10 protein-coding genes are annotated in these 12,475 nt (G+C 61.7%); all 10 read right to left on the bottom strand.

The genetic code is table 11. The features are described from left to right. Window positions 1-249: 249 nt before the first annotated feature. On the bottom strand, window positions 250-1,125 hold the full coding sequence (locus BW41_RS03260; RefSeq protein WP_037531401.1) for an SMP-30/gluconolactonase/LRE family protein: 876 nt from the start codon (window positions 1,123-1,125) through the stop codon (window positions 250-252). Window positions 1,126-1,205: 80 nt separating this feature from the next. Beyond that, on the bottom strand, window positions 1,206-2,309 hold the full coding sequence (locus BW41_RS03255; RefSeq protein WP_037531398.1) for an NADH:flavin oxidoreductase/NADH oxidase: 1,104 nt from the start codon (window positions 2,307-2,309) through the stop codon (window positions 1,206-1,208). A 31-nt stretch (window positions 2,310-2,340) separates the two neighbouring features. Beyond that, window positions 2,341-3,723 carry a sensor histidine kinase gene (locus BW41_RS03250; protein WP_327195559.1) on the bottom strand — a complete coding sequence of 461 codons (1,383 nt, stop codon included), beginning with the start codon at window positions 3,721-3,723 and terminating at the stop codon, window positions 2,341-2,343. Window positions 3,724-3,727: 4 nt separating this feature from the next. After that, window positions 3,728-4,393 carry a response regulator transcription factor gene (locus tag BW41_RS03245; protein WP_037531396.1) on the bottom strand — a complete coding sequence of 222 codons (666 nt, stop codon included), beginning with the start codon at window positions 4,391-4,393 and terminating at the stop codon, window positions 3,728-3,730. Window positions 4,394-4,509: 116 nt separating this feature from the next. Then, entirely contained in the window at window positions 4,510-4,839 is a 330-nt protein-coding gene (locus BW41_RS21180) for a hypothetical protein (RefSeq protein WP_153810788.1), read from the bottom strand. Further along, on the bottom strand, window positions 4,812-7,241 hold the full coding sequence (locus BW41_RS20360; RefSeq protein WP_235199491.1) for an RHS repeat domain-containing protein: 2,430 nt from the start codon (window positions 7,239-7,241) through the stop codon (window positions 4,812-4,814). Before BW41_RS20360 ends, BW41_RS21180 begins: the two co-directional genes overlap by 28 nt. 1,243 nt (window positions 7,242-8,484) lie before the next feature. Further along, window positions 8,485-8,700: a hypothetical protein gene (locus tag BW41_RS21445; RefSeq protein WP_051583221.1), complete on the bottom strand. Its 216-nt coding sequence runs from the start codon at window positions 8,698-8,700 to the stop codon at window positions 8,485-8,487. A gap of 250 nt (window positions 8,701-8,950) precedes the next feature. Beyond that, window positions 8,951-9,310: a hypothetical protein gene (locus BW41_RS20840; RefSeq protein WP_152542095.1), complete on the bottom strand. Its 360-nt coding sequence runs from the start codon at window positions 9,308-9,310 to the stop codon at window positions 8,951-8,953. A gap of 2,204 nt (window positions 9,311-11,514) precedes the next feature. Beyond that, window positions 11,515-11,877, bottom strand: coding sequence for a hypothetical protein (locus tag BW41_RS20835; RefSeq protein WP_152542093.1), 363 nt, complete (start codon window positions 11,875-11,877; stop codon window positions 11,515-11,517). 60 nt (window positions 11,878-11,937) lie between these two features. Then, window positions 11,938-12,474, bottom strand: a complete 537-nt coding sequence (locus BW41_RS20350; protein ID WP_081792870.1) for a hypothetical protein — start codon at window positions 12,472-12,474, stop codon at window positions 11,938-11,940. Window position 12,475 lies beyond the last annotated feature (1 nt).

The raw sequence follows: 12,475 nt of genomic DNA, 5'->3' as shown, positions 1-12,475 counted from the left end.
CCGAACGGTGGATGCTGGAACGCGTCCGGCATGACGGGCGAAGTATTGCAGTACTCCCGCGCAGGCGGGAGCCCAGCGTCTTCTTAGTCGTAACCCGATGGTCTGCTTGGCCGCCGGATTCCCGCCCGCGCGGGAATACTGTGATGCTCTGGCAGGTGCAGCGACACTTGCGCAGACGTGTTCGGGCGTGCCGATATCCTCAATGCCTGCCGGGCATCAATATGGTGCGACACCTCCGGAAGGCGCTCCTTACACCGCCACCGGCGTCACCGGTACGCCGGCCACGCCCGGATCGAAGGCGAACAGATTGCCCGCTTCCGGCTGATCCGCCAAGGCTTCGGCATCGAGTCCCTTGCGCGCGCTCGTCGCATAGGCGGTGCGCAAATCGGCGCCGCCGAAGGCGATCTTGGTGATGTTCGACGCGGGCAGCCGCACCGTGCCGATCAGCGCGCCCGCGGGATCGTAGCGGCGCACGCCCCAGCCGCCCCACAGCGCGACCCACAGACACCCTTCGGCATCGACCACCGAACCGTCGGGATAGCCGGCGCCCTCCTCGATCGTCACGAAGCGCGTCGCCGCGCCGAGCCGGCCGTCGCCATCGATCGTCGCGCGCCAGATCGTCTTGCCGAGCGTGTCGGTATGGTAGAGCGTGACGCCGTCGCCGGCGATCGCCGGGCCGTTGGTGATGCATACCGGGGCGAGGCCGCTGTCGCTGACCGTGCCGCCGGCGTGGCGATAGACGCGCCCGGTCAGATCCGTCTCGGCGTCGTCCATCGTGCCGAACCAGATCCGCCCGGCGCTGTCGGTCGCCGCGTCGTTGAGCCGGTTGCCGGCGGCATCGCCCTCGGGCCGCGCCAGGAAGGTGAAGCTGCCGTCGGCGGGATCGAAGCGGTGCAGTCCGGTGCGCAGGCCGGCGATCAGGCCGCCGTCGTCGCTCGGCAGCACCCAGCCGACCTGATCGGGCGCATCCCAGCGCTGCGCCGTGCCGCTCGCGGGATCGAAGCGGTGGATATGCCGGCTCTTGATGTCGACGAACCACACGGCCTGCTCGCGCCCGATCCATACCGGCCCCTCGCCGAGTACCGCCTGTACCGGCAATATGGTGCGCACGTGATGATCGGTCATGGCATATCCCCTCCAGGTTGAAGCTGGCGCTACATCCTCCGATCCGGGGTTCAGGTCCAGTCTGACAAAACCAGCCTGCCTCACGCGTCGAACAGGTCGCGGAAGCGATGCGGCTGCGAGCGCAGATATTGGTCGGGCGCCTTGACGTGCGCGCCGAGATGCGCCGCGGCATGCCAGGGCCAGCGCGGTTCGTAGAGGATGGTGCGGGCGAGCGCGATCATGTCGGCATCGCCGGTGCCGACGATCGCCTCGGCCTGCTCATAGTCGGTGATCAGCCCGACCGCGACGACCGGCAGGCCGCAGCCCTGCTTGACCGCGCGGGCGAGCGGCACCTGATAGCTCGGCCCGGTCGGGATCTGCTGGCGCGGATCGAGCCCGCCGCTCGATACGTGGATCGCCGCGCAGCCGCGCGCTTCGAGCGCACGGGCGAAGGCGACGGTCTGCTCGGCATCCCAGCCGCCCTCGACCCAGTCGGTGCCCGAGACGCGCATCGTCACCGGCCGCTCCGCCGGGAAGGCGGCGCGCACCGCGTCGAACACTGCGAGCGGGAAGCGCATGCGATTGTCGAGGCTGCCGCCATAATCGTCCGTCCGCCGGTTGCTGAGCGGCGACAGGAACTGGTGGAGCAGATAGCCGTGCGCGCCGTGCAACTGCACCGCGTCGATCCCCAGCCGCGCGGCGCGGCGGGCGGATTCGGCGAAGGCGGCGACGAGCGCCTCGATCTCGGCGACCGAAAGCGCGTGCGGCGGATTCTCGCCCTCGGCGAAGGGCGCAGGCGACGGCGCGACCGTCTGCCAGCCGTCGGCATGGTCGGGCGCGATCTGCTCGCCACCGCGCCACGGCAGGTCGGTCGACGCCTTGCGCCCGGCATGGGCGAGCTGGATCGCAATCGGCATGTCGGAATGGCGGCGCACCGATTCGAGCACCCGCGCCATCGCCGCCTCGGTGGCATCGTCGTACAGGCCGACGTCGCCGAAGGTGATCCGCCCCTCGGGCGTCACCGCGCTCGCCTCGATCGTCAGCAGCCCCGCCCCCGACAGCGCGAGATGGCCGAGGTGGATGAGATGCCAGTCGGTCATCCGCCCCTGTTCGGCGGAATATTGGCACATCGGGGCAATGACGATGCGGTTGCGCATCGTCAGCGCGCCGACGGTGATCGGCTGGAACAGGGCGGGAGTCGGCATGGCACCTCGGCGGACGGGAGACGGATAGGCGCTACGCTTGACCGGCCGATTGGTGCCGCGCCGGCAACGTGACGCTCGCGGCAAGGCCACCGCCGTCACGCTCGCCGAGCGTCAGGCTGCCGCCGTGCAGCTCGGTCAGCTCGCGGACGATGGCGAGGCCAAAGCCATGGCCTTCGCCGCGCTCGTCGAGCCGTACGCCCGGCTCGGTGACGCGCGCGCGGTCCGCGGCGGGAATGCCGGGGCCGTCGTCGCTGACGGTTAGCTCGATGCGGCGCGCGTCGCCGCTCGCCACGCGCACATCGATCCACACCTGCGTCGCGGCGTGGCGCGCGGCATTGTCGAGCAGATTGCCGAGCAGTTCGTCGAAATCCTGCGCGTCCATCGCCGCGACCGGGTCGCCGGCCACCTGCGGCGTGACGGTGATGCCGCGCCCGGCGTGGAGGCGGCCGATCGCCAGCGCGAGATCGTCCACCGCCGGGGCGATGCGCACGCTGGCGCGGGTATCGGTCGCTCCCGCACGGGCGCGGGCGAGATGGTGGCGGATCGTCGCGTCGATCCGCGCGACCTGCGCCGCCTTGGCCGGATCGTCGCGCAGCTGCAGCGCGAGCGTCGCCACCGGCGTCTTGAGCGCATGCGCCAGATTGGCCGCGGACTGGCGCGCGGTGGCGAGCGCGGCGGCGCGATCGGCGGCGAGCGCGTTGAGTTCGTCGGCGAGGCCGCGCAGCTCGACCGGCTGATCGTCGTCGACCCGCTCGCGCCGGCCGGCGCGGATCGCGGCGAGCTGCTCGCGCATCCGGGCGAGCGGGCGCAGGCCGAGGCGCAGTTGCAGCAGCGACGCGGCGGCGAGCAGCGCGGCGAGGATCGCCAGCGCGACGAGCAGCGGCGTCAACGCCTCACGCAGCGGCCGTGCCACCACCGCGCGCGGCGCGGCGGCGAGCAGCGATACCGTGCCCCGCGACGTGACGAGGCGCAGGCGGCGGGCGTGGATGGTGCGGCCAGCCTGATCGACGCCGTCGAGCCCCTGCGGTGCGGCGGCATCCTCCGCGATCGGTGCGGGGGGCGCTCGCGGTGCGTCGGGCGCGCCCGGCGGCGGCGGCGGTGCGGCGACCGGGCCGGGCCGCAGCCGCGGTGGGTCGGCCGAGCCGATCGCCCCGTCGGGTCCGTCGATCCGCCACGTCCAGCCGCGCCCCGCCTCCAAGGCGCCGGCCCGTGCGGCGAGCCGGGCGCGGTCGACCTGCCCGTCCGGCGCGACGGTGCTGGCGAGCAAGGCGATCTCGGCATCGAGCCGCCGGTCGATGCCTTCGGTGACGACGCGTTCGAGCACGCCGGCGATCGCCCAGCCGGCGATGCCGAGCGCGGCGAGGATCGCCACCGCGGAGAGCAGCAGCATCCGCCCCTGGATCGAGCGCAGCACCGGCTCAGCCCTCGCCGCAGGTCAGCCGATAGCCGCGGCCGCGGATCGTCTCGATCATCTCGGCGCCGATCTTGCGGCGCAGGCGGCCGACGATCACCTCGAGACTGTTCGAATCGACATCGGCATCGCCTTCATAGACGCGTTCGAGCAGGTCGAGCCGCTCGATCACCGCCTCGCGCCGCAGCATCAGCGTCGACAGCACGCGCCATTCGAACGCGGTGAGCTTGAGCGGCAGGCCGTCGAGTTCGAAATGGCCGATCTGCGTATCGAACGACAGCCGTCCGCAGGTCAGCACCGGCTGGGCATGGCCGGCGGCGCGGCGGACAAGCGCGCGCAGCCGCATCACCAGTTCCTCGACGCGGAACGGCTTGACCAGATAGTCGTCCGCCCCCGCCTTGAAGCCGGCGACCTTGTCGGACCAGCCGTCGCGCGCGGTGAGGATCAGCACCGGCAGCGCGCGCGACGCGGCGCGCCAGTCGCGCAGCACGCTGATCCCGTCCTTGCCCGCCAGCCCGAGGTCGAGCACCGCCGCGTCATAGGTCTCTGTTTCGCCGAGATGGCCGGCGTCGATCCCGTCGGCGACGAGATCGACCGCGAAATGCTCGGCGCGCAGCGCGCGGGCGGTGGCCGGGCCAAGGTCGGGATCGTCTTCGACTAGCAGGATGCGCATGACCGTGGCCCTATTCTCCCTGGCTAAACCGAACATGAACCGCCTGGTTCAGCGGGGGTCGGCCGAATCACCGTAGAAGCCGGTCATCGACATGAAGGAGACGATCGATGGCAAGACTACATATCACGATCCGGCAGCGGCTGGCGCTCGGTGCGGCGGCGCTGGTCGCGGTGGGGGCAGCGGGCGGCGCCGGCGCGGTCGCGCTGACCCGGCCGGGCGTCGAGATGGCCCCGACGGTGGCGACGCCGATCGCCCGCCTCGCCAACAGCAACGGCATCGTCACGGTCAAGGGCCGTGTCGCCGAGGTGTTCGGGGACCGGTTCGTCGTCCAGGACGGCAGCGGCCGTGCGATGATCGACGCCGGGCGCGACGGCACCGCCCATGTGACGCGCGGCAATGCGGTGCTGGTCCAGGGCCGCTATGACGAGGGCCAGTTGCGGGCGCACTTCCTCGTCGGCCCATCGGGCGAGGTGAATGAGGTCGGCCCGCGGCCCCGCCCGCGCGGTCCGGGTGCGGATGCACCGCCGCCGCCGCCGCCGCTACCATCGCCGCCACCACCGCCGCCGTCATTGACCTTAGGCTGCTTCTTTTTTAGTCCATCAGGATCGATGCCATTAATCGGATCGCTTCCAACATAGTTATACCAGTTCATGCCATCGCCGTATCCGATAGGATCGGTTTGCATGAAGCGGCCGAGCGTTGGCGAGTACATGCGCGCCTTATAGTCGTACATGCCAAGCTCGGGCAGCCAGGCCTGGCCGGTGTACTGGAAGCGGCCCTGGTTGTTGGCGCCGGGGATGCCGTATTCGTCATAGCTGTTGATCGCGATGGCGTTGCCGGCATCGTTGCTGACTGCCACTACGCTGCCACGTTCGTCGGCATGAAGATAGCGCCGGTCGCTGGTGCCCGACCCTTCGTACCAGACCAGCACCTCGTCCGGGTCGGGACCGTAGACATAGCGGCGCAGGATGGCGTTGCTCGACTCCTGGGCGAGCTGGCCGTCAACCCAATCGAAGTTACCCGCCGGCGTCTGACCAAGCTCTCCGGCCGGGTTCCGGTAGATCAGCTGGCCGGCTGCGTTCATGAACAGCTGGTTGCGGCTGTTATACTGGTAGGTGGTGCCGCCCGAGTTGGTAAGATTTCCACGTGCATCGTAGCCGAACGTCGTGCCGCCAGCGCTGGTGTACTGATTGAGCGCATTCACCGCGTAGCTGCGATCGACGTTGGCCGCGCCCGTCCAGGCGTAGCTGTCATTGCTGCTGCTGCGCGTCAGGATCTGGCCTGCCGCATTGTAGGTGAAGCCGTATGTCTGGTCCCAGGCACTGCCAGCCAGATCCTGGGTGAGGCTGGTGAGGCGCGAGGCGCCGTCATAGCCATAGCTCGTCACCGTGCCGTTGCCACGGGTCAGCGACGTACGGCGGCCAAGATCGTCATAGGCAAAGGTCGCAAGCGCCAGTCCGCCGTTCTCGCGGATGACGGTCATCTGCCCAGCAGCATTGTACTCGTAGGTGACGTAGAAGCCGTCCGCCCAAGTCTGGCGGATCTTACGACCTGCCGCATCGTATTGCAGCGTCGTGCTCGCGACGTTGCTGCTCTGCGTCGTCGCCCGGCCGAGTGCGTCGTAGCCAAAGTTCTTGGTCCAGCCATTGCCATCACCTGCGCTAGTCAGGCGACCAAGCAGATCATAGCTGTAGCCGACATCAACCTCGGCGACGTTGATCTTGGGGTTGTGGTCGAAGGTCCGGCGATCCAGCGCGTCAAAATCGTAGGTCAGCGTCTGGCCATCACGCAGGCGGCGGCTCGTGACGTTGCCGTTGGCATCGTACGTCGCCTGATCGTAGCTGCCGCCCGGATAGGTTACCGTCGTTGCCCGGTCGAGGCCGTCATAACCATAGGTCGTGGCGTTACCATTAGCGTCCGTCTGGCTCGCCATTTTGCCATTCGCTGTATAGCTGACAGTAACATCGTCAGATTGCTCGGCCGTGCCATAGGCACTGGTCACCTTGGTCTGGCGATCCGCGTTGTCATAGCCGTATTTCGTGGTGCGATCCGCGCCCTGGCCGCTCATCGCTACCGTCACCGTATCGAGGCGCTGGTGATCATAGCCATAGGTCGTCGTCGCGTAGGTCGTGCCGCCTGCCGTCAGCGTTTTGCTGAGCGGGCGATCCACGCCATCGAAAGACGTGACGAGCTGCTGCTGCGAGACAAAGGCATTCCACGCGCCATCGCTGGCATCCGAGACGGTACCATTCTCTGTCTGCGTGACCCGCCCCTTAGCGTCATAGGTGTTGCGCTGAGCAAGCCGTCGGCGAGGCCCCCCGCCGTCGGGATCCGGACCGACCATGCCAATCATCTCACGGTTAGCATTGTAGCGATAACTGACGGTATCGTCGCTCCCAGCAATGGGGCCGTCAACGCTGACTACGTTGCCGACATCGTCATAGCTCTTGGTCGTTGTTGCCGACGTCGAGCCATCGCCAGCCTGTACGGTGGTGGCGGTTGGCAAGCCATTGGCATTGTAGCTGATGCTGGTCCGCGTCTCATTGGCCGAGTTTACGCAAGTTGCGGCACTAGAGCAGGTCGAGCTGCCGCTCATCATTTGAATGCCGTTGACCGACGTATAGCTGTACGTGGTGGTTGGCCGCAAACCGCTTGGATTCGCTGGGGCAGTGACCGAGGTGACGTTACCTGTGGTATTATCGTAGCCGTAGTCGGTCTGCGCGCCCTTCGCGTCCTTAGTCCAGGCAGGCTTGTTGCACGTCGCCGCAGTAGAGCAGGGGAAGGATGCGCTCGTCGTCAGCGTCGGCGCGCCACTTCCCGGCTTTGCGACCACCTGCGTCTGCGTCACGTTGCCGCGAGTATCGTAGGTGAACGTCGTATAGTTACCCTCAGGCGAGGTTACCTGAAGAGCACGACCAGACGTGTCATATGTACTTGTTGTCGTGTTGCCCGTAGCTGTTGTTACCGACCTTGGACGTTGTAGTGTTATGTTGAAGATGTATGTGGTAGCGTGACCTAGTGGGTCAGTTACAGTTGTGGTGCGGTCACTGCCACTATCTACATATGAGTAGGTTGTTGTGCCAGAAGCATCGGTTAGGGATGCGACCCTCCCTGAGGCATTATAGGTGGCGGTAATGTCCTCCCCGCTACTACCGGGGCGTTTGATACCAGCCAGCTTACCTGAAGCAAAACGGTACGTAGTTGCACGCCCCATAGCATCAGTTACAATGTATCCGGCACTAGAATTGCTGAACGACTGTGTTCGTGCTCCCCCGCCCGTCGCGGAGTTCGTTAACACAACACTCGTGATGTCACCCCAGCCGGTGAAATCATTTCCGCTCGCATCCGTCTGATCGAAAGACGATGCATCATTAGCATAGCGGAATGCTAGTATGTACTTTCCGTTGCTCGATACCGATGAAATGCGATAGGCGTAGGCATATCGCGTACAGACTTGACCAGAGCTTGCCGGCTTCGAGGCGGAACAGTAACGTGCGCTATCATAGGTATAGGTAAATTGAACACCATCCGGTTTCGTGACGCTTGTTACGTTTCCCTGGATGCTGTTGTAGGGATACGTTCCGACCGTACTGGAGCTAAACGTAGCAACCGTACCATCAACGGCTGTAAATGTGTATGTCGTGCCGCTTTTCGTGAGGGTAGAGCCATCTCCCTCAGTAGATACATAGCTGGAGCCGGATGTTGTAAATGTTTTTGTGACTGCGCCGAACGATACATACGTTGTGGTGCCCGACCCGGACAACGTGGCGACCAAGCTGTCACCGAAACCACCAGTCCCGCGATAAAGCTTCTGCCAACTAAGGCCCTGACTATTACCATCGCCAGCGGTGAGAAGGGGGCCATCAACGTTCAAAGTTCCAAGGAATAGGTCAACATCGTTGTCATCGATGTTGCTCCGCACGGGAGCTGGCGCTGCCACCTGCGCAAAAGCCGGGATAACGGAGCCTGAACAAAGGACCGTGGAGACAATCAAAAGCGCACGACGCACACGCAAGCCGCAGCGCACGGCTTCAACCGAGTTTTTCATTTTTTGCCTCAGATGGTAGAGATACAAAAGGTTCGGCAGCGCCTTATTGCGGCGCGCCAGTCACCTTGATCTTGGTCCGGTTGTCCGCCTTGTCATGCGCAACCTCGACCGTTACGCCGTTGTTGACGGACCCAGATTTCACCACCTTCGTAAGGCGGCCTTTGGCGTCATAGGTGAACGTGTTTGTCTCTACGGCAAGCGCCATTGCCGATGACGATGTAAGCAGCATCACCATCAGGCCCTTTGTCATGATATTCATGACATTCCCCCTTCCCCATCGTGCCGTCCCTTCGGCAGCATGATGGTGGAACAAGAGGGGGTATTATTGCAAGGGCCCAAGCTTACATTATTTATGCTGACCTAATCTAACGCTTCCGAACAGCGGCGGCATACCGGTAGCATCGCCAACGAGGTAAGCCGGCCACGTGCTCGCTCATGCCATGTCTCAAGCTGCCTTGGCGAAAATGTGTGACTATACATTTAGCAAAGCTGTGTCGGCGTGCCTCCGGTTAAGGCGCTACGTCAATATATACCGGTGCCGGGGCACCAGAGTAAGTTGGTATAGAGCGGCAGGCATCACCTGATAACCCGCTATACCAAAGACCGATCTTTTTGTTAGCGTTTATGGCACCAGCAATCTTCGACATCCAGGCAAAGCACGCGGCAGGTTCAACGCCCTTCCAAGCTTTATTTAAATTGCAGATCTGTATGAAATCACTCCGCCAAGTGGTAAGTATCAAGACCGATCCGTCGCCATATGTTAATAATCTGGCTGGCGTTGCATCGCCACCACAATATACATCTGCTTTAGCCTGTCCTACCGAGGTATAAGCAATCGTACACAACGCTATAAAGCCAATCACCCGCATAACCGTCTCCTATGAAACGTTCAATTACTATTGATAAACTGAGCCAATCCGATGGGAAGAGTTACGGACGTTGCGTCGGAAGCGACGCGTAACAGCTTTGAACTCATGGGAGAGGGATGACTGTGAAGCCATTCAGGGGCACAACGATCAATCGAGATGTGCCTGACCGAGGCGGGATCGATGCACCAGAATTTGGGTCAGTGCCCGTATTTCCCCCGGTGCCGTTGACGGCGCCCGATACCGAGTAATTTGCACGATTGTCGGCGCGGTCATACGTTATCGACGTGTTGACTGTCCCGCTTGCGCTGGAATTTGTGGAGCCGATAAGCCGGCCTCTGGCGTCATAGCGATACGACGTGGTTTGCGCGTTAGCCATAGGAGCACATATCGCCCCACTCGCAATCATAGCTACTGCAAATACGTTTAGTGACCTTAACCGCATCAAAAACAATCCTTCCTGAGGTTGTATGTAATGCTTATACCTCAACTAAGACGATCCAACACGTCCCATCACCGTGAACGCTATAGTCGATCCGTGTAAGCGGCCGATTAGCGAGACGGGCTGACAGCAAGATGCTCATGACGTATTGACCGGCTTGTATCTCGGAGGAGTGATAGATCACGGCTCCGCGGCAACCGGGGGGTGTGGTTGCTAGCGTCGCATAAAGCTGCGTTCCCTGATTGCCGACCCCTGTCACTGTAACGTTGGTGACGCTCTCTGCGTGAGCTATGCCTGCATAGGCGAAGCCGATCGCTGCGAGTCCGCACCAAAGGCCTTTGAAGCGGTTTGATCTGGTCATGTCGGTTTTCCTCCAAAACCCCGGTTGGCGTACAACGCTAGGGGGCTCACTGCGCGAGCATTACATGCTCGATGTCTTCTCCGTCGCCCCAGCGCGAGCATGCGCCTGCCCCATCGATGGTTACCAAGTTACCGGAAAGCTGAGCTGAGAGAAGCATAGCGAATTGCGCTTTTCCCGCATCGCTGTGCTCGTCCTTTATCATATAATATGGTTGCCTGCTGCCACAGTCAGGGCGACCTGACGGAGGTGTGGCCATCACTACCCAATGCAACCCGTCAGATGCGCGAACGTGAACCTCCTTTACCTTGCTTGTGATGGAGCTTCCGCCCGCTGAGGCACCGGTTGATAGGCATAAGGATACCACTGAAATCATCAGCTTTACTCGCATTCGCGAACTCCTGCCGCTGGCTGGCTTACGATTTCCAAGTTAGCACGATAAGAATCAGCCAATTCGATGCACTCTGAACCATCCATTCACGCAAGTATGCCCGTCGTAGCCAATGGGTATGGCTTCCCCTTTTGCATAAGCAGTGAGTGCTCGGGATAGAAGCATTTGCCTTGCGTCGACTGCGACGTCAGTGCCTACTATGAAGTAATTACTACACGGTCCGGCTGGCATGGGATCCAGAGATATTAAAAAATGTCCATCATCGTAGGTGAGAACATTGGTAATCCTCCCTACCGTGTTGCTATCGTAGGTCGCATATGCGTTGGGCGCTATGGCCGTGGTCAGCGCTAATGCCACAAGCAATGCCGTCTTTTTCTTCATCGCCCCCCCCTGAGCTGTCGACCTGGTATCAACCTTTCTTGATCTTTTAGTCAAGAAGATTGGATTTGCACCCATTTCCACAAAACCTGTTCCAATTTCAATCTTTTAAAACTAGGTAATGATTTGGTGGCAGGTTGACACCACCGGTTTTTAATAAGAGTATTGATAAAAACCCTTTATCGATCTGGACAAACCTAGATAGACTGGCACAGTGTGCAGTCTTGGATTGTAAAGGGATGAACACGTTGCGTTTGCTGAGTCGTATCGCTGCCACGCTTCCTATCGTCGCGTTGTCATGGGCGTCGCCTGCGGCAGCGTGGGACGGTATTAAGACCGGGAAGGTCTCCGGGATTGACGTCGTCACTGAGGGGCAGAATTTCGGTTTCCGAGTCTATATGGATGGTACGCCTATGTGCGGCACAAGCGAAGCGTGGGCCTTCGTAAATAGAGACGCCGATAACTACGATGCAATCGTGTCAGTAATTACGTCGGCTTATTTGTCGGGTAAACCGGTAACATTGCTAACCAATCAGAGCGGAATCTATTGCCGCATTGGCTATGTTCAGCTTCGTTGATAAATAAACGAATAGGCGGTGCAATATTTTTTGCATTTGACCTTTCAGCCGCGTCAAGATCTATTTTCTAACTTCAACGTATGCGACATCCTCTAAATTGGAGACCGTTGCACATTTGCCGGTGCCAGTAACAGAAATTTGAAATGTCGAAGACATGGATGATACAATAAGAGAGTAAATATACTGATTTGCAGGGGCGTTGTCGCCGACGTTCAAAGCCCAGCGCGCGTCGGCGCCAGCAGCACAGGCAGGCTTGTCGGAGCTTGCGCCGCCAATCACCGAGAAGGTGACGACGCCGGTGCCGAACGTTTTGTCAGCGCTTATGTACGCCAATGTTCCCGTCTGGCGGCCTGCCATTGCTGGCGATCCGCACCCAACGGCGATCAGGCCCGCTATTTGCAGCGCGCGCTTGAGATATGTCATGCGACCCCCTGATAGTCAGACAGTGATTTGTATAACGGTATTGTTTGGCAACCGCTTCGATTATAGCCCGAATCGCGCCCATATTGCTTGGTTAGCGGCAGTATAAATTACAATATTGCCGTCCTCCTGCACAGCAAAATAAGCTCCCGGGTGGCCATCAGTATGGCTTGCCCATATTGCGGTTGAGTCGCTGTATAGCACGAGGTTACCATCTCCCTGCATTTCGAGACGGGCATTTGCCGGTTGGAACGTGCTTGTGGACCAAATGGGCTGCAGCGGGCCAGCGTAAAGGACGAGATTGCCGTCATATTGCAAGATAAAGCGGTATGCACCGCTCGGTGATAGGATGCTTTCTCCCACCCCAATACCTGTACCCGAGGCCAGGCCGCCTGTCTTAACGACCCGGGCATTCTGATAGACTCTCCGGTTACCAGCTTTGTCGTAACCGTAGCCGGCAGCATAACCGGTCCCATTAGACCTCCGTACATCGGAGACCAACAGCCGGCCTTGGGCATCATAGCCATATTGAACCGTCTCGGCATAACCGCTGGAGCAGACGCTCAACAATATGGCACCAGCTGCAACTGCTTTCAGCATA

It is taken from the genome of Sphingomonas sp. RIT328, from assembly GCF_000632225.1.
Taxonomy (GTDB): Bacteria; Pseudomonadota; Alphaproteobacteria; order Sphingomonadales; family Sphingomonadaceae; genus Sphingomonas; species Sphingomonas kyungheensis.
Note: the sequence above shows the minus strand (reverse complement) of the source record. Positions and strands in the feature narration are given on the sequence as shown.

Bases quoted from the DNA above. Each gene is read 5' to 3' on its own strand.
- BW41_RS03260 (WP_037531401.1), bottom strand. From the start codon at position 1,125: ATGACCGATCATCACGTGCGCACCATATTGCCGGTACAGGCGGTACTC.
- BW41_RS03255 (WP_037531398.1), bottom strand. From the start codon at position 2,309: ATGCCGACTCCCGCCCTGTTCCAGCCGATCACCGTCGGCGCGCTGACG.
- BW41_RS21445 (WP_051583221.1), bottom strand. From the start codon at position 8,700: ATGAATATCATGACAAAGGGCCTGATGGTGATGCTGCTTACATCGTCA.
- BW41_RS20350 (WP_081792870.1), bottom strand. From the start codon at position 12,474: ATGCTGAAAGCAGTTGCAGCTGGTGCCATATTGTTGAGCGTCTGCTCC.
- BW41_RS03245 (WP_037531396.1), bottom strand. From the start codon at position 4,393: ATGCGCATCCTGCTAGTCGAAGACGATCCCGACCTTGGCCCGGCCACC.
- BW41_RS20835 (WP_152542093.1), bottom strand. From the start codon at position 11,877: ATGACATATCTCAAGCGCGCGCTGCAAATAGCGGGCCTGATCGCCGTT.
- BW41_RS20840 (WP_152542095.1), bottom strand. From the start codon at position 9,310: ATGCGGGTGATTGGCTTTATAGCGTTGTGTACGATTGCTTATACCTCG.